This window comes from Pseudomonas sp. CFBP 8771, assembly GCF_014841695.1.
Classification (GTDB): Bacteria; Pseudomonadota; Gammaproteobacteria; order Pseudomonadales; family Pseudomonadaceae; genus Aquipseudomonas; species Aquipseudomonas baltica.
Genome location: NZ_JACYUJ010000015.1, coordinates 1 through 17,588, shown reverse-complemented (window position 1 = coordinate 17,588; position 17,588 = coordinate 1). Strand labels below are relative to the sequence as shown.

General features: G+C 52.3%; 16 protein-coding genes and 1 pseudogene. 13 read left to right on the top strand and 4 right to left on the bottom strand.

All coding sequences use genetic code 11. From position 1 onward, the window contains the following. Nucleotides 1-134 precede the first annotated feature (134 nt). On the top strand, nucleotides 135-695 hold the full coding sequence (locus IFT80_RS21410; RefSeq protein ID WP_192138366.1) for a hypothetical protein: 561 nt from the start codon (nucleotides 135-137) through the stop codon (nucleotides 693-695). 207 nt (nucleotides 696-902) lie between these two features. Next, nucleotides 903-1,112 (top strand): hypothetical protein, encoded by a 210-nt coding sequence (locus IFT80_RS21405; protein WP_192138364.1) that lies wholly within the window; start codon nucleotides 903-905, stop codon nucleotides 1,110-1,112. A 199-nt stretch (nucleotides 1,113-1,311) separates the two neighbouring features. Here IFT80_RS21405 and IFT80_RS21400 read toward each other — a convergent pair whose 3' ends face one another. After that, nucleotides 1,312-1,806: a DUF1543 domain-containing protein gene (locus IFT80_RS21400; protein WP_192138362.1), complete on the bottom strand. Its 495-nt coding sequence runs from the start codon at nucleotides 1,804-1,806 to the stop codon at nucleotides 1,312-1,314. 157 nt (nucleotides 1,807-1,963) lie between these two features. On the opposite strand from IFT80_RS21400, the gene IFT80_RS21395 reads away from it, so the two are divergent. Then, nucleotides 1,964-2,974 (top strand): metallophosphoesterase, encoded by a 1,011-nt coding sequence (locus IFT80_RS21395; RefSeq protein WP_192138361.1) that lies wholly within the window; start codon nucleotides 1,964-1,966, stop codon nucleotides 2,972-2,974. 673 nt (nucleotides 2,975-3,647) lie between these two features. Here IFT80_RS21395 and IFT80_RS21390 read toward each other — a convergent pair. Together IFT80_RS21390 and IFT80_RS21385 are read right to left on the bottom strand one after the other, a co-directional pair. Further along, nucleotides 3,648-3,905, bottom strand: coding sequence for a hypothetical protein (locus IFT80_RS21390; protein WP_192138359.1), 258 nt, complete (start codon nucleotides 3,903-3,905; stop codon nucleotides 3,648-3,650). A 219-nt stretch (nucleotides 3,906-4,124) separates the two neighbouring features. Then, nucleotides 4,125-5,315: a phospholipase D family protein gene (locus IFT80_RS21385; protein ID WP_192138357.1), complete on the bottom strand. Its 1,191-nt coding sequence runs from the start codon at nucleotides 5,313-5,315 to the stop codon at nucleotides 4,125-4,127. A gap of 241 nt (nucleotides 5,316-5,556) precedes the next feature. On the opposite strand from IFT80_RS21385, the gene IFT80_RS21380 reads away from it, so the two are divergent. The 6 genes and pseudogenes from IFT80_RS21380 to IFT80_RS21360 all read left to right on the top strand — a co-directional run bounded on the left by IFT80_RS21380 (nucleotide 5,557) and on the right by IFT80_RS21360 (nucleotide 13,146). After that, nucleotides 5,557-6,420 (top strand): hypothetical protein, encoded by an 864-nt coding sequence (locus IFT80_RS21380; protein WP_065991709.1) that lies wholly within the window; start codon nucleotides 5,557-5,559, stop codon nucleotides 6,418-6,420. 953 nt (nucleotides 6,421-7,373) lie between these two features. Then, nucleotides 7,374-9,296, top strand: coding sequence for an ATP-dependent nuclease (locus tag IFT80_RS21375; RefSeq protein ID WP_192138355.1), 1,923 nt, complete (start codon nucleotides 7,374-7,376; stop codon nucleotides 9,294-9,296). Further along, complete coding sequence (locus IFT80_RS21370) at nucleotides 9,293-10,975, top strand: UvrD-helicase domain-containing protein (protein WP_192138353.1); 1,683 nt, start codon at nucleotides 9,293-9,295, stop codon at nucleotides 10,973-10,975. Before IFT80_RS21375 ends, IFT80_RS21370 begins: the two co-directional genes overlap by 4 nt. 315 nt (nucleotides 10,976-11,290) lie before the next feature. Then, nucleotides 11,291-11,583 (top strand): annotated as a pseudogene (locus IFT80_RS21685) (hypothetical protein). Nucleotides 11,584-12,196: 613 nt separating this feature from the next. Beyond that, a complete protein-coding gene (locus IFT80_RS21365) occupies nucleotides 12,197-12,721 on the top strand; it encodes a ProQ/FinO family protein (RefSeq protein ID WP_192138368.1) in 525 nt (174 codons plus the stop codon). Between the two features lie 44 nt (nucleotides 12,722-12,765). Further along, nucleotides 12,766-13,146 (top strand): hypothetical protein, encoded by a 381-nt coding sequence (locus tag IFT80_RS21360; RefSeq protein ID WP_244652511.1) that lies wholly within the window; start codon nucleotides 12,766-12,768, stop codon nucleotides 13,144-13,146. A 119-nt stretch (nucleotides 13,147-13,265) separates the two neighbouring features. Here the strand turns inward: IFT80_RS21360 and IFT80_RS21355 are convergent, their stop codons facing one another. Beyond that, nucleotides 13,266-13,565 (bottom strand): hypothetical protein, encoded by a 300-nt coding sequence (locus IFT80_RS21355; RefSeq protein ID WP_192138351.1) that lies wholly within the window; start codon nucleotides 13,563-13,565, stop codon nucleotides 13,266-13,268. Nucleotides 13,566-14,412: 847 nt separating this feature from the next. Here IFT80_RS21355 and IFT80_RS21350 point away from each other — a divergent pair. The 4 genes from IFT80_RS21350 to IFT80_RS21335 form a co-directional block, all read left to right on the top strand. Beyond that, nucleotides 14,413-15,384 carry an AAA family ATPase gene (locus IFT80_RS21350; protein WP_342214357.1) on the top strand — a complete coding sequence of 324 codons (972 nt, stop codon included), beginning with the start codon at nucleotides 14,413-14,415 and terminating at the stop codon, nucleotides 15,382-15,384. After that, nucleotides 15,377-16,030, top strand: coding sequence for an HNH endonuclease (locus IFT80_RS21345; protein ID WP_192138349.1), 654 nt, complete (start codon nucleotides 15,377-15,379; stop codon nucleotides 16,028-16,030). The genes IFT80_RS21350 and IFT80_RS21345 overlap by 8 nt, the downstream gene beginning before the upstream one ends. Before the next feature lie 99 nt (nucleotides 16,031-16,129). Beyond that, nucleotides 16,130-16,789, top strand: a complete 660-nt coding sequence (locus tag IFT80_RS21340; RefSeq protein WP_192138346.1) for a hypothetical protein — start codon at nucleotides 16,130-16,132, stop codon at nucleotides 16,787-16,789. Between the two features lie 533 nt (nucleotides 16,790-17,322). Beyond that, nucleotides 17,323-17,588, top strand: a 266-nt coding sequence (locus IFT80_RS21335) for a Sir2 family NAD-dependent protein deacetylase (RefSeq protein ID WP_342214356.1), incomplete at its 3' end; no start/stop codon positions are given.

Here is a 17,588-nt window from a genome sequence, read left to right as displayed (position 1 = left end):
TTCAACGAAGGGCTAGCGCCTGCGGTCGCTGAAGAAAAACTCAATTCAGTGTCCGGGATCAGTTGACCACTACAGTTGGATTTTGCTATAAATTATTGATACCGCTATATACTACAACCCTTGAAGACAAGGTAATGAGGCAAGGTATCGAAATTTCCGAAATTAAGGTTAAGCTTGAAAAGGCCACAGAGCAACTCACAAATTCCGAGACTAAAATTTCTGCCCTGATCGCTTCAGGAACACTAAAAGAGTGCGACCCTTACCCGCTAGGTATTGACCTCGTAAAGGTTGGAGATCCTATGAGCAAAGTTATAGAAACCTACAATGAAAATGAGTACGAAATAGAAAAAACTCGTGGCTATTTCTCGGTAGCCTTCCCAAATAATAAAGCATTTCGAAGCGCTAGCTATATCACAGCTGGACAATCCGGAGTAGTTGGTGTTCTAATTTTCTATTCAGGGGTCAAGCATCTAGACCCTAAAGAAACCCTAAAAAGCAGCCCTCAACAGGAGGGATTTTTGGTACAAGTTAGGAATGCATTCCCTAAAGCGAAAGTATCTCTTAGGAATGATCAGGATGACCCTGGTTATGATGTGGAACTTGATGGAAAAATAATCATGGAGGTAAATCCTAATAGCTATGTAATTCGTCGCAACCAAACTGAAATCAGACAAGCCTGCAACAAAATACGGTGAGCGACGATTCGATCCATAGTACGGATCACAGCTTAAAGATGCCGAAGCGATGGGCCTGATTCGATGTCGTCAAAGGGATTCAGGAGGCCGAGGACAAAGTGCGTCGTCATGCGAAGGACGCGGGCCTTGGCAAGATCGTAAAGCTCAGCACACACTGAGCAACTGCGCCCACAACGCCGGTGAAGCCAGGTCAGGAGTAACGTTCAAATGAAGGACGCATTCACCGCAACGTATTCTGATCTGGTGCAAAACCAGATTGAGCTTGGCTCAACACTTCAGTCGATCATCGACGAAGCAGTTCAGCGTGGCGTGTCCACTGCTGAAATCGACAGAGTGCGATCGATCATGGAGAGCTTCAATGTTCGAACAAATTACCTGGCAGCGCTTTTGACTGAGCGGTACCAAGACCAGAATTGAGCCCTCAGAAGAGCCCTTCACCTCGTGTCGACTTGATCAACCCGTTGACACCTAAATAACGCGACGTCCGCCAGGCGAGCGGAGCGCGCAGGTTTGAGGATGCGAGCCCGAAGGGCCAAGACACCTGCAGACCCAGGTGGCTTGGTTCACGGCAGCCGTTCGCCGCAGGCGGCACACCCAAAGCCAGCCCTCGCCCTAGCTATGGAAGAACGATGTAATCGTTGCGCTGGACTATCCCAGCATGAGGCCCCTCAACAACATGCACATACCTCCCACTGACTTCATCAATGGGTAAGCAATCATCCAAATCCAGAACGGCATCAGTGTGTGCTTGAGCCCAATGAGAAAGTGCTTGCCGCTTTCCTTTCGCCTTCGCTTCCCGCTTGTCCTTGGCCACCACGAATAGATAGTGATGCGCTTCACCAAAGGTCTGCGATTCGTCGCCACCCAAGTTGATGAAATATAGCCGAGGTGAACCAGGTGATGGTGCCAGTGAGCTGAATTCCACCCGCCAGCTTTCAACGCCATCGACGGCCATCCAGGAGTCGATATGAACGCCCTTCGGGCTGCCGAACCAGCCATCACGAAGCTGCGGGTATGCCTGTTCCAGTAAATCGGCGACGACGAAAGCCACGTCGTGCACCTCTATCTTTGCCCGAGGATGTTTGCCGCCCAGCATCACTACAAAAAGCATTCAATGCCATACGTAACCACATCTGTCATTCGTTAAAAATACCGCAATCTTGTAGCCGTGCGGATCCCGCAGATAAGTAAAGTAGGAGCCCTGCAAGCCACCCTTATGAGATAAAATTTCAGCGTCTTCAGCCAGATATTCGGAGCGTCTCCAGCACATGCCTCATCTGCTAAAACTCCCTCTGAATCGTGCTGGCCGCGACTTCGTCGTAGGTGACATCCACTTCAAAACACGAGAGCTCCATAGAGGCCTAAAGGCGCTAGCCTTCGATGAAACCGTTGACCGACTGATTGCCGTCGGAGATCTCATCGACCGTGGGCCTGGAATGCTGGACGGCCTAAAGCTGTTGGGGGAGCCATGGTTCTTTTGCGCGAAAGGCAATCACGAGCAGATGCTCATCGACGCATATCGAGCCAACCCGCACCTGCCCTATTCCGCTCACGGCGCGCGGTGGTGGCTCACGATTGCTGACGAATCCAAACCCATGATCATCGACAAGCTGGATAGCTTGCCACTGGTTATTGAGGTGGAGACGGCTCAGGGTGTGGTTGGCGTAGTGCATGCGGATGTGCCTGTTGGCCTGACTTGGGATGACTTCACCCACGGCCTTGATAACCCCCAGCTTCAAGATGTCGCCTTGTGGGGTCGTGAGCGAATCATAAAGCACCATCGGGGAGGTGTTCCGGGCGCGTGGCGCGTATGTGTCGGGCACACCTGGATTCCGCATGGCATGCGTCTCGGGAATGTCCTCGCCCTAGACGTTACTGGCGGCGGGGATGGGCCCCTGGCGATCTACTCGCTGCAGGACGACGTCGTGTACGTGAATGGTGAAGCCTCGGGGCTCGATCAGGCAGAGCGCCTCGGTGAGCAACTGAATGAGCTGGAGCAATCGCTCACCTCGCTGAAAACTCTGGCGCATGCCAACAAGCTAATCGAAACTCAGATCGCGAGCCGTGAGGCTGAGACCCGTGCTCAGCAGATCACCTCCACCTGGCTCATTCTGGCTGACGAAATCGCGGGGATGCAGCAGTTCATGAATGCGTTGCACGGGTTGAGTCTTCTGCCTGGGGAGCGACGTGCATCCAAGCTGGCTGAAATGCAGGCGCGGTATGCAGGCACCCCAACAGGTGATTTGCTCACCCGCCTGCTGGCCCCCTACGCTGAATGATCGAGTGCCAATGACGGACTGGCAGGCGCTCGCCTCCCCCAAATTTCTGCTGACAGACCAGCTCAGCCGGCGCTTTTGCCCCCGCCAGGCCGCTGTCACAGATTTTTTTTCGCAACGTCGAATTTTTTTACGCAGAGGTGCCTGAGGGTGGAAGTGTGCGAGTTTTCGCAAACTGCAGACGGACTAATTCTGGGGGTTGCGCAGCCAGAGTTTTCTGGTCTGGGGCCAATTTTCGCTTCGAATCACTTGCGGGGCCAATCAGGCATGAACCACTAGGCCTACCTCACGCTCGTCTAGACTCTTAGGGTCGAACAGATCAAGCGCTGAGCGCTAGCGCTTCAGTGAAGCCGGTTCAACAAATCGACAGGCCGCCGACGTGAAGAAGAAATGCACGGCTCACCAGGTCTTCACTCAGCCTTGGCGCCACTGCTCAGAAGCTTCAGTCCAGCAAGGCCTGCTTTAGCGAACTGAAGCCAACCATCGAAGTGAATTTCGCCAGTGTCCTCAAACTCATCGGCATCCTCAGGGTCTGAAAACGTACCCAGATGCCGGCCATCCATCGTGCCGAAAACCTCAAACTTCCACCCGTCCACCGAGCTCTATACCGACCCGCTGACTGACTATCGATCATCAATTTCGCCCCGGTACGGTGAGGTTGCCGTAGTGTTCTCCATCACAGCGATGACTCGCTCACTCCACCGATTCGCAACAAGCGTGATTTGGCACTGGTGGCGTTAAAGATGATCTTCGCAGTATTCCTCCCTGAACCGTTGTCGACGTGTGTCCCATACTCACCATCTTGCGGCGTCGAGATCAGAATGCGGTCGTTAGCCGCAATCCGCGCAGACCCATTCTGTTGCGGCGTCCAGTTGTGAGAATCGGCACAGCCGGCGAGAACGAGCATAAAACCTAGAAGAGCAAAGAAGCGCATCAATACATCCTTGTAAAAAGGCCAACGTGTCAGAACCGTGACTTTACGTCATTTGCAATTCGGCCTACCACCAACCGCAACCCGGACTGCCTTGGCTCCTCCCGGATGGCACCTTGAATTCATCCCAACGTCCGTCTTTCAGCAGCACGCCCCAAATCCCATGGCACCGCATGCCGCACCCCGCAAGGCCGTGTTCTATAAGCAGCAACCGTTACCTCATCAAGACCAATATACATAGTTAAACAGTGCGTCCAACTCTGAGAGATTCTCTAGCCCCAGCTGGCTTTGGACATCCCTCACGTCTCGGCAGAACTGCGCATAAAGCTCCGGAGTTACATTGGTTTTCAGTGGTCGGAGGGGATATTGGTCGTATCCGGCAACCAGCAAGCCATTGACCGCATTCTGGTTCATAACCGCGTAGCGCTTGTTATCCAAGGCGTGCAGGATTTCTGTTAGAACGTTAATGCCCGCCCGATCAATGTCCACGAAGTGGCGATGCAAAAGTTCGAATGCTTCCCCAGGAGTGGCCCGTCCGAGCTGTAACGCCTCTGCAAGAGCCCTTATAAATCGCGCCGACTTCGTCGACACAATGGTTTTCCCACGATGCAATCCACCTGAATGGAAATGTACAATCAGGCCCTCGTAGGCCTCCAAGAACGCTTGAGAGGTGACTTTGCCGAGCGCAGCGATCCCTCTGATGCCCCGTCTGGCCGATAGCCGATCTTTCGCTCGATAGCTTTGCTGCGCTGTGAATCCGAACGTCGTTTTATCAGCCTTCATGTCTGCGAGCCGATCGATCAGGACATCCAAGGAAAGCAGCTCCCCCCTACCGACTTTGTCCGCACGACGATTCGCCATCCTGCGCCATGCTTCATGGACAGCGTAGAGTTTTGCGTACTTGTCTAGGCGCGGCTTTGTCGCACGAGTTAGCGAGCCATCCTCGATTAGGCTGTCGAAATGATCCTCGACCGAAGACATCAATGCCCCGTCGCGATCGTTGACTACGACTGATGCTTCGTAGTTGCTCGAAAAACCTCCAGCAGTCATGTTCGCCGAACCAACGATCACTTTATGGCCACTTAGCTCCCGTACCGCATAGATTTTTGGGTGGTAAGTGTCTTCGGTATTGCTCAGATACAGTTCCAGCTTGGTCGGAAATAGCTTTTCCAACCCGAGCAACTCAGAAAGAATCTCAGGATCGGTAACGAACAGGCTCAAGCCAATCGCGACTCGAGCCGTCATCCCGCGATCAATAGCTTGCTTGAGAGGCTTCAGAAATGTCTCGCCAACCGACAACTTGGCAAATGCGACCATGCATTCCAAATGCTGCGCATCAGCAAGCAGCCCGATGATCTCGTCTCCGTGACCAGTGTCATGGCCGTTAAGTAAAAGCTTTAATCCTTCTGCCATCTCATCTCTCACTGTCTATGCCATGACTTGCTTTCATCAGAATTGAAGGGCTGTTCAGGTGCCAAAGAGATGGCCAAGCACCTCCTCCCAGCCGAGACCTTCCTCGATCGGCTACCACCCAATGCATGCATCCGAGGAACGAGCCCAGGCACCACCCATGGGATTCAGCATTTGTTGATCGGTGATAGATCTCTGAACCTGATTGCGATACGGTTGGCACAATGCCACCACGATTACTCGGATGATGCAAGGCACTCTGATCCACCGACTCAAAACCAAGATCTGGCCACAACTCCCGATAAGCGATCATTTCTATCGTGCAGCCATCGGTGCAGGCATCCTTGCAATCATCTGTCTGTTTGCAGGCCAAGCACCGTCGTCTCGTGCTTTGTTTTTCCTATCTTGGGCTCTCGCATGCGCGGGCTTTTGTACCTGGCTGATCAAGCATGCAATCAATCTCTGGAAATTTGAGGTCAGCAAGGCTCTGTTGGCGTGGCTGCATGCCGCGATGCTATTGGGTGCCTATTTACTTTCGAGATGGTGTGTTGCGTTGACGTTGGGCTTGCCGGCAAAGGACTTCGATGGCGCTGTCGCAGTTATGACTATCCTGTGCGCGTGCATCGTCTACCTCGCGATGATTTTGCTAGGTTGCATAGCGGTTGCGGTTGGATGTCTGATCCTGGCCCCAGTGCTTGAGTCAGCCTGGCTCATCTCCACCTTCCCTGAGGGTGAGCGGTTACGTCAATACCTATCGATGAAACTTGGCATCCGCTTCTTCAAGCAGCCCAGCCCCATGCACAAACCCTCAGGTCTGAACCTTCTGGCTCACCTGTATGGCGGTCTGTGCGTAATATTTGCGCTTGTTGAATCAGTACAACCCATCCTGGACTTCTCAATCAACAACGCGCAACTCACGAGACGAGTTGCCTACTATGCGGACTACCATTTTCAGGAAAGGTACCCGGGGATCGTTCCAGGCCAGCGCTTCATCCTCCACGACAACAATGTCATTTCCGTCGCCAGAGAGGTCGAAAGCAAGATCGAGATCGCCGTGGGTGTGATTGATCCCCTGAAAGGAATTACATTGCTTTCACCGTATAGATGACGATATCGGGGGGACGAAGCGGGGCCGTATAGGCTAGGTTCAAGAAAGCCACCCGCAAGAACGGCCAATCAAGACGTAGATCAAGCCCCACTCCCTCAGTCTCATACGTTCAGATAGGCAGTGCTGGTAATCGCAAAGTGTTTTCAAGCGCACCTAGACTGGATTCAGTTCGTATCTTTCTCCACTGCAGCAACGACAGAAGACGCCTGGCCATCCTCTTTCAGCTTCGCGCGATGCCGCCGGTCTTGACCGCGTTGCCGCGAGGCTTGTCGCTTCGCATGCATAGCTTGAGACAGTTGACGCCTGGTGCTGGATCGGCGTTGGTAAGCTAGCTACGCAGTTGGTAGAGACATACTGGATCAGGTTGCCTTGCCAGCACCTTCCCCACCCTGGCCACTTAGCCCATAGCATATCGTCAGGCCACCGGCCATCGGGTGGTCATTCCCATCACCACTAAGTGAATCCGCTAGCTGACGCTCTAAAGGCGCACTGATTCAAAGCAGCCGGACGGAATCATCCCGCCATTCAGGAAGCTCAACTACCCATCTAGAAATTAACGTCTTTGATTTTCTTTTGATTCCAAAAAATAGCAGAGGGCCTAGCGGCCCCAACGGACGACCTGCTGAACAGAGGCGCGTAACCGCCCCCCTTCCCTGCTACGAACCAAAAATAGTGACGTAAAAAATAGCCGTATCAAGGGCAAAAACAGCCAAAGCACATGACAGGGAAAGCCAGAACAAGCCGACTGCCAGGCCCACGAATCAGAGCCACCGCAGTTTTTTTTTGGTATCAAATAATAGATCTCCGGTTTTGAAAAACGATTTCAATGGTGGCCATTTGAAATTTGTGTAGAGTTGTTATCAAAGGCGCGGAAACCAGCGTTTCACGACGACACCGGGCTCTGTGATCTTGGATGAGCGTGTGATGCTAAACAGTCAGTAAGGATGCTATCGATGAAGCTGTGCAGTCTGCGGGTGAGTAATTTTCAGTCCTTTGGCCCTCGAATGGAGGAAATTTCGTTTGAGGATGTGACCTACCTGTTAGGGCCAAACGGTTCGGGCAAAACTGCGACTCTTCAGGGCCTATGTCGGATGTTCGCGTTCGAACCGAATCTACGACGTATACGTCGCTCCGATTTTCACGTTCCCACGAAAGAAACCAATCCCCCCGAACAACGCCAGCTATGGCTTGAGGTGGATTTTACATTTGCAGAGACTTTAACTGATGGGGAGAGCGATACCGTCCCAGACTTCTTCACTCAGATGGCACTCCGTAAGGTCGGGGAGGAGCCCCGAGTACGATTTCGACTAGAGGCGACTCTCTACGAAGATGGAGAAATCGAAGAAAGGTTTTTGCTCGTCACCAGAACGGATGAGGATGACAACCCGACGTCTTCTTCGACAGTACCTAAAAGGCACCGTGACAAAATCCACCTGCATTATCTGCCGGCACGTCGAGACCCATCCGATCACGTTGCATACGGGGCCACGGCCCTCCTCGGTCGTCTGCTGCGCGCGGCAAACTGGAATGACGACCGCGAGACGGTAAAGGAGCTGACGGAACAGATAACCGAGTGCCTCACAGAGAACCCGTCGGTACAGGCGTTAAGTGAAAGTCTCAGCGCTGCCTGGCAGAAGCTACACAAGGGCGACTTCTTCGCCTCGCCTCGACTGACGTTTGAAAACTCGGAAATTGAATCGCTGCTGAGGCACCTCTCGGTCACCTTTAGCCCTGGCCACGGAGAAAACCAAGTGGATTTCGTGCGCCTGAGCGATGGGCAAAAATCCATGCTGTATCTCTCGCTTGTCCTATCGACACTTACAATCGGCCGTGAGGTAAGGTCAGGTCAGAATACCGCCTTCGACCCGCACAAATTGAAACCTCCTGCCTTCACCATTCTCGCGGTAGAAGAGCCTGAAAATAGCCTTTCTCCACACTATCTTGGACGGATCGTTAGCTCCCTGAAGTCCTCTGTGGGAACAGATGCGCAGGCGTTAATTGCGACCCAAGCCCCATCCATGCTGCGTCGGGTAGAGCCTGAAAACATTCGCTATCTTCGTCTAAATCGGCGTCGACGAACGCAAGTCACAATAATTCAACTGCCTCCCAAGCGCAGCGACGCCTACAAGTTTGTTAGAGAAGCTGTGCAAGCCTTCCCTGAACTGTACTTCGCTCGCTTGGTTGTGCTGGGGGAAGGTGACAGCGAAGAGATTGTTCTGCCTAGAATTCTACAAGCGAAAGGCGCCCCCGTAGATGAGTTCGCAGTTGCCATTGCTCCATTAGGCGGACGGCACGTGAATCATTTCTGGCGGCTCCTTTCGGCACTTGGAACGCCGTACATCACCCTTCTGGACTTGGATGTTGGTCGCCATCAGGGCGGGTGGGGACGGGTGAGCTATGTAAGGGATCAGTTAGAAAAATATGAACCAGAGGACAATCTGCCAAGCCATTGGGAACGTCACGCATGGAACGACCCTCTAGTGCCAGTGACGACCCATCATTTCTTCGAAAGAAACCTCGTCAACCTATTCGATGAACTTGAGAAACGAGACGTTTTCTTCTCTTGGCCCTTAGATCTCGATTTCTCAATGCTGTGTGCTTTTCCGGACGCATTTAAAGCAGAAGCAGCTCCTGCCACACAGAAAAACTACGTGGCAGTGCTTGGCGAAAACTATTTCAATCCGGGGCAATACAATGAGGAGCAGCAGAGCTGGTTCCCTGCTTATCACAAACTTTTCAAATTGAGCAGCAAGCCAGCCGCACACCTTGATGCTCTAGCGAACCTCAGTGATAGGGAGCTACTGAAGGCCCTACCCGCATCCCTACACCGACTGGCTGATCGAGTGATCGAGCGCCTGGCAGAGTCCCCAGAATGATCAACCCAAATCGATGGGCTCCTTCTCTAGGGATTCGCTTAGAGAAAAATGCTTGGGAGGTCATTCGGGAATGCGAGAGATCAGTGGTGCTGACTGCTGGGCCTGGCACAGGAAAAACCGAAGTTCTTGCTCAACGTGCCGACTTCCTCCTGCGCACCAACAGCTGTCGCTACCCGAAAAGGATCCTCGCTGTCTCGTTCAAAACAGACGCCAGTCGGAACCTCAAACAACGTATACAAATGCGTTGCGGCGTTGAGCATGCTTCCAGGTTCGACAGCATGACCTTCCACGGTTTTGCGAAGCGGATCATTGACCGGTTTCGGCCTGTCCTAGTGGATGAGGCGCTTTGCCAAGATTATAAAATCGGGCCGGAATACATCGCCGGGAAACAGATTACATTCAAGCAGCTTCTGCCGTTCGCATTGAAAATTGTGAGATCCAGTCAGATTGCGCGCAATGCGATACGCAAGACGTACTCCCATGTGTTTCTCGATGAGTTTCAAGATTGCACTGGCGATCAATACGAACTCATCAAGCTCCTATTCAACGATACGTCCATCGTTCTGACCGCCGTTGGAGACACTAAGCAGACGATCATGGGGTGGGCTGGGGCATTGGACGGGATCTTCAAAACCTACGCCGATGATTTCGCTGCGCGCCCCCTTCGGTTGTTCCTGAATTTCCGTTCGCAGCCTCGCTTGTTGCGCATGCAGAACGATGTGATCCGAGCGATAGAGGCTACCGCTGTAATGCCTGACGACCTCATCGACGGTAAGGGGGGCGACATACTCACAGGGCATTTCAGAAACTCGACCGACGAGGCTGAGGCACTCGCAGAAATCATTCAGCACTGGATCGTCGAAGAGCGCGTTCCGCCTTGCGAGATCGCAGTCCTGATGCCTCGTCAGATAGACGAATATGCTGAAGCCCTGATGGAACAGCTTTCCGGAAGGGGCATACCATTTCGTAATGAGCACGAGCTGCAGGATCTGCTTAAAGAACCTACCGTAGCCTTGGTGGTTGACTACCTGACCTGCCTGTACGAAACCGGACAGTCAGAAGCATGGTCGAGGTTGATGACGCAGCTTGCTCCATTTGAAGACGACGACAGCGAAGACAGCGCGCCCCAGATATTTGAAAAGCTTTTTCGGGCTCACAAAAAACAAGTCATCACCGACAGCAAGACCCCTAATCCATATGTATCCTGGTGGCAGCTCGTTTTGGAATTGCTAAGGGGGTTGAGCGCATCCGACCTCGCGGCTTTCTCGCCTGACTACCAGTCGCGCGAACGTTTAAAGGAGGTCGTACACGACGTCCGAGACCGTATCAGAGCCCTGCTTGTGGAAGAACCAGATCTACTCAAGGTACTGGCAGGACTATCCGAGTCCGACTCAGTCCGACTTTTGACAATGCACAAAAGCAAGGGCTTGGAGTTCCACTCAGTGATTCTCCTCGGCGTTGAGACACAGGCGTTCTGGGGCAAGCTCGCAGAGGAGCGGTGTGTATTTTTTGTAGGGATCTCTAGAGCAAAGCAAAGGCTCGTAATGACCAGCTGTGATCTACGCCCTCGTCCCAAAAGCTCAAAAAAGAGATGGGACGAGCGTCGGAGCCAACACGGCGAGTTTGTAAGCCATGTGGTTAGGCATCAAACCTGCTCGCTCCATGCCTGGAAAAGGTAAATTTGCCTAATTCTCCGTGTCCACTGGGGTTAGAGCGTTCAGTGGTACGCACATGGGCTTGGCCTCCGGGGCGTGTGTCGTGAACCAGGCCGCCTAGGCGTCCTGTCCCATCGCGCTCCCATCCTCACACGCTCGTATTTGCTTGCAAACTACAGCGCCATTCGCGTTTTTTGGCTGCGCGACAAATGGGTTACGGTTATGGGAATGGAAACCCAGACTTTGATTGAAGGACGCTCTCTCGTGACAACCCTATATTCGCTAGTCGCCGATCGCCTGCACCACCGTAAATTCTAGGTTGCCGGCAACACCCATGGCCTGTCCGGGGCTGGCACCGTTTTTGAGTACCAAGTCAAGGGCTCTGCGATCACGAGCACCTACAAGGGCGGAAGGATCCTCACAGGGCACCAGGTGAGGCATGTGACGGGCCCGGATACCTTCGATCTGCTCTTCCATTGCATCACAACTGATGGAGAGAGCCTTTCTGGACGCTCTCGAGGGAAGGTCGACGTTGATGAGGCGGGTCGCACCACGCTGCATTTGTTTGGGCCTGGCTGTCTGGCGCCAGTGGAGGTGGAGAGTCCAGCTGTGTAGAGCTCGACTCCAGGTAAATATGAGACTGGCGGCACTGTTAACGTGATGGTGTCTGCATTCAATGCCATCCATGTGCGGCTCCCTTGCGGTTGGCTACACAGCATTCAAAAGCGTGGTGTACGGCGGTAGGCTCCCCGAGCTGCCCTACTCAGAATGTCGAGTAAACCAGCTGTAAAACCAACGGTGCATTTCGCCCAGGCCGAGCAGGTACCAGAATTCCAGGAAGTACATCAGATAGCTTATCCAGACTCCCCACCCGCGACCTGGAAGGCTCATGTGGACATAGCCAATCAGCACTGCGCCCGCTATCCATAGACACAATGCGAACGCCCATGCTTTCCGTCTATAGACCCAACATTCGTTCCTGGTCATCGATGCTCGATCTGAAGGGCTTACTGATTTGCCCTCTTCCGGCGCGAATCGTTTCCAGCAATTGTGCCTCATGGGCTCAGACGTCTGAGCGAGATAGAGCTCGTCAGGTGCATCACCCCATCCATCTCGGCACGCCTGGCTATAGGCAGCCACTCGAGACCCCAACGAATTAGCAGCATGTCCTGTTTCTGCTGCGCCCTAGGCCTGCATGCAATATCCTTGCGTTACGCAATCAACCTAAAAGCAGTGAATAGAACGATGGGTTTTGAACAATTAGCTGAGCTACGTGACCGCCTACGGGCTGAAAAAGAGCCCCAAAACGCCGAACCCGCGAAACACTCAAAGCGTAAGTCTCCCCCACAGGCGAAGCTTCGCAATCAAGATCCAGCCTTAGAAGCAATCTGGCCATTGCAGAAGCATTTCCCACTGGCGTTCCCCGTCAATCCGGCTCCAAAGATTCCACTCAAAGAAGGCATTCTCAAGGATGCTGAGCAACACTTGGAGCTGCTCGGGTTGACCAGCGAACAGCTTAAGCTTGGCATCTCAACTTGGTGCAAAGGATCCCGGTACTGGAATAGCATGGTGGAAAATGCACCACGATTGGACTTGAACGGTCAGGCAGTTGGAATCGTGACGACTTCACAAGCGCTACATGCGAAGCGGCAAGCCTCTCGACAACGTGGCCAAGGCCAGCGAAATCGTGCGAAGGCAAAGGCGAGTCTTTCGGTGCCTGGGTCTGAGAACGCCGTGGATCAAAGCGAAGACTCAACAGAATCACGGTAAGCACCGTGTCATGAAGGACGCCCCGTTGAGCCAAAGCATTTTGAATGCTCCCACGAAGCGAAGCAGGCCGTGACTTCGTCGTTGGCGACATCCACTTCAAAACCGCCGATTTCCAGAGAGGTCTTCGCAGTCTCGATTTCGACAGCAAGGTTGGTCGAGTGATTGGCGTTGGAGATTTGATTGGCCGTGGGCCTGGCGTGCTTGAGGGCCTGAAGCTACTGGGCGAGTCGTGGTTCTTCGAGGTGCAGGGTAATCATGAGCAGATGTTGATCGCTGCCTATCGCGAAAATCCGTTAACCCGCTATTCAGCTCATGGCGCGGGCTGGTGGTCGACCATCGCAGATGAGTTCAAAGAGATGATCATCTCCAGGCTCGAGGCCTTTAAGCCTAGCCGGCTAGAAGGCTTGGGGGGCATTGCTACTTAATGGCGTCCATATCCACCAGGTGCCAACCGAGATTGATTCGTCCTCCTAACCCACACCTGGACACACCCGCTTTTCTACCCAGCATGTCCACGTCCGGCGCGCCTATGGTGTAGCCGGACTTACCTTGGGTGGGTGCAATGAAAATGAATGACATAGGGCCGCAGCTCATTCTGAGCTTGATAGTCCCCCCACTCCTCACCGATGCGAACCAACTCGTATGGTGCATCAAGGCTCGTCTGGTGGTTACCATCACGCACCACTACGCGCGCCTTTCCTTGCCTACCGTGCAGCATGTTCTTGCTGCTCAACTGCAGCCATGAACCCTTGCCGAAAATATCCGCTACATCTTGGGCACATACGCTTGTAGCCACCGCGCAGGTAGAAAAGACTGCTGCTGCCAACTGTTTGGTTCTCGACACCAAAATCTCCTTACTGCTTGTCCAGTCTCTCAGAAAAATATCCAGCTCAACCAAACGCTACCACTTGGTTGGTTACGTTTCATTCGAACTGAAAGCAGTTACCGCCCCTTGCGCAATGGCGGTTGTGAGAGCTGCTTGCGACAGGCAGTTGGAGCGACGGAAGAAACGAAAAGAAAGAATCCTTCTGGGTCTCAATAGCGCCTGCTCCAGACCACAATCTGCTTGGCTTCAGGTTCACAGGCCTACCAAAATCTCTACCAGCGAGGGTATCGACCAGCCCCTCACCTGCCGAGGTCAATCTCGACAATGGCGCGGGGGAACTGCGCTCATTTAAACGCCTTCCAGTCAAGCGATAGGCCGGCGCTCGAGAAACCCGAACAGTGCCGTGATATGAACCGCGTGATCACTCCTAGGCGCGGCAAATGCTGCAGGTCTAACAACACCCTCTTCCGTCCAAAGCACCATAGGGCTTAAGCTAGGGCTGCATCGCCAGACGAGCAGCGGTGATCGGACATTGCGGCCTACCTCATGGAAGAATATATACGGCTATGCCAATAGGTTCACTTACAGCGCTTTCAATTTCTTATACCTTGAAGCAATCCAGTTGCTCTGCAAGAATTTGCCGACTGCGACTAGCTGCATCCTCACACCCTCTCAAATCTGCTAAAAATATAACCATCTATAAGGGTCTTAAAAGGCCTCACAGGATCGTATGTACATAAACTTTGTGGTTGGAAGGAACGGTTCAGGCAAAAGCCGACACCTGCAAAATGTCGCTCATCACTCACGCAGAAATACATTAATTATCTGCAATACAGTGCACGACAGATACAGAGCGCGATCTGCTGTGAAAAAGTTCTCCGTACGCAACCCTAGAAATTCACCATCGAACATTATCAAATCCGCCTTCACAGAGCTGGCCCGCGAAAGCACATACAGATTAAACGCTATCGCCAAGGTGCTTGAATACTGCAACTACAAACCCGTAATAATGTTTACGGCTGTCCTACACAGGGACGCCGACGACAAGCTCTCAGAGCTTCATCACATAGCCCTGAGAGGTAAAAGAGATATTGACATAAACCCCAATGTCATGGAGTCGATTTCGGAATCAAAAGACTATGGTCATATAGATTTTGAAGTTGACCTCACCCAAAGCTATATTGAACCAAGAACGCAGGAAATGCTGTTGGCCATACTGGAAGGTGAACGTCAATTAAAAAAACTGAAGCTTTTAAAAAGTATAGACGTATATGTCCAGCATACGCAGGGAGATCGGTTTCTAAGGATCGACCAAGCAAGTTCAGGAGAGCTAACGTTGATCGCCTCGCAGGTGTTTATTCTTACCAATGCGCGGAACGGCAGCTTGATTTTGATCGATGAGCCAGAAAACAGCCTCCACCCCCAGTGGCAGAAGGACTATGTAAACAAATTAGGCGATCTGATCGGGCGGTATGATATGGAAGTCCACATTGCCACCCACTCCCCACTTATCGTCTCCGGCGTGAGGAATAGCGAGGACAGAATTAGCTTTCATTATGCGGAAACAGGATTTTCGACATTGTATGATCATATAGTTCCTAGCGCAGAAGAAAGCCTTTGGGAGCAATTCGAAACGATTACACCTGAAAGCAGATATGTCAGCGACCACGTCGTCGATCTCTTGGAAGATTTAGGCAATAAAAAACGCAGCTTTGATGAAGTTACGCAGGCATTGCACAGCATGGAGCGCGCGTCCTATGACGAGCGCCAAGGAAAGGTCTTGCGGGCGGCAAAGAAACTGGCAGTTGAAATTCATCAGGAAGCTCAAGATGTCTGACCCCTTACACCCACCACTGACCGATTTCATCTTCACTAAAGAAGAGGAGGACGCGGTCAGATTTGCGTTAACCACCAGCAAGCCCTGGAAGCATGAGCATGACGACCTCAAAAGTGTACGGGCAATACTGGTCGCATTGAAGCACAGAATTCGTAGCTTTCACTTACAAAGACAGAGCTCCAAGTGCTGCTACTGCCGTATGAATCTTCACGGCGGAGGCAGTTTCATCGTGGATCGTGAGCATATCGTCCCAAAGGATAAGTATCGCGACCTGACATACGTAATTTCCAACCTATCCGTTGCCTGCAAGCGATGCAACATGCAATTCAAAAAGGATGACGTGGGATTTCTTACAAGTCGCGACACCATTCTTGCTAACCATGGTTCAAGTGATCAGTACCGCTTCATTCACCCGAATTTTGACAAATACAGCCAATTTATCAAAAAAGTCAGCTATGAGGAAGATGATCAAACGTATGTGAAATACACAAAGTCTGACCATCCCAAGGCTGAATATACATACTCCTATTTTGATTTGAGAGCCTTGGAAGTGGATAGCTTCGATCAGGGACAGGGCATGGATGGCTCCAGCTTGACCAACCTCATACGCGAGCGCCTGGATCAGGAAGTTCGCCAATTGAGCTAGGTAGTCAGTCTCTCTGTTCCATGCGGGATCAGCCGGCAGCCAGCTAGCTCCTGCCACTTATGATTAAAAAACAATCGCTATATAACCAATGGAAAATTTATGTTCAAAGTAACCCCTCAGAACCCAGAACTGGGGTCAGTGACCCCCTACACGATCAAAAGCAAGTGTAGTTACTTACGCCGGCACTTCGACCGAATCGAGAGAGTTTTCCAAGAGGAATCCGAGGAGCTATGGAAAGGTTGCTTAGCTGAGCAGGAGCGCACAAAAGACCACGAAGACGACAGTGATCATGACTATAGAGACTCTGACGACCTGAGAGAAATTGAGTTTATCTCCCTGCGAATGCACAGATATTCAATAATTCTTGCAAGCTACGCATATCTTGAAAACAGCATGAGCAAGTTATGCAAGGAATACTACACTTCTATGGAATTGCCGCTGGAGCCATCAGAGATCAAGGGGGAAGGCATCACAAAATTTAGAACTTACCTTGAAAAGCTGGCCAAGATCGAGCTGCAAACAGTCAATAAACAGTGGTCTAGTCTCAGCGCACTTAACACCATTAGAAATTGTATTATCCATGCTGACGGTGATGCACAACTACTTAATAACCCAACCAAGCTCATTAAAATAATTGAGAGCCAGGAAAGTCTCAGCTTCATTGAGGAACATCTCATAATGATGGATGAATCCTATATTCACTCAACGATTGATACTATCGAAAGCTTTCTGCTGCATATTTTTGAAGCACGCAAGTGATCTCAAGTCCCGCCGCCCCCAGAGACCGTGCGCATCTGGGCTTTTTCTCCCTTCAGTGTCCGCTGCAATGCCGTGTTTCAGCCTGGTGAAACTGCGGGCGGCCCTGCTCATTTCTTTCCCGCAGGAGCCATGAGACATCCAGGTCTCTGACCAAAGCTCATCATCGCCTGATGACTGGTCTCCTCGGCCTGCGGCGCGCCAGGTAAACAGGTGGGTGGCAGATGGGTCAGTACCTTGTGCTCAACCCATGACGGAAGCAGTCGTCAAAATTCGAAGGTGTGAACTGACGGGCCTCACTAACGGCTTAGTGAGCCCTGAACCACTAGATGGAAGGTAATGCGCGCTGATAATGCAACGCAAGCGGAGCACGCAGGCCACCGGCCGTAGGCGTGAGGATGGAAGCCCACCGGGCCGAGACACGTAGTGGCTCGGTTTACGACAGCCGTCCGCAAAGCGGCACGCCCAATGCCCAGAAAACGTATGACGCCCTCGCTAACAAATCGGGCCTCAGCAAAGTAAATTGGAAAGCGACTATGCCCATTACCACAATTGCAGAGCACCTTCGGGTAGCCAAACACGTCGTAGTTTTTACCGGCGCCAGCGCATCAGCAGAAAGTGGTATTCCGACCTTCAGAGATGCCCTAACTGGCCTATGGGAAAACTTCGATGCATCGAAGATTGCGACAGCCGAAGCATTTCGCGCAGACCCCGGTTTGTGCTGGGGCTGGTACGAATGGCGTAGACGCAAAGTCACCCAGGCCCAACCTAACGGCGCACACCATGCAATCGCACAGCTCGC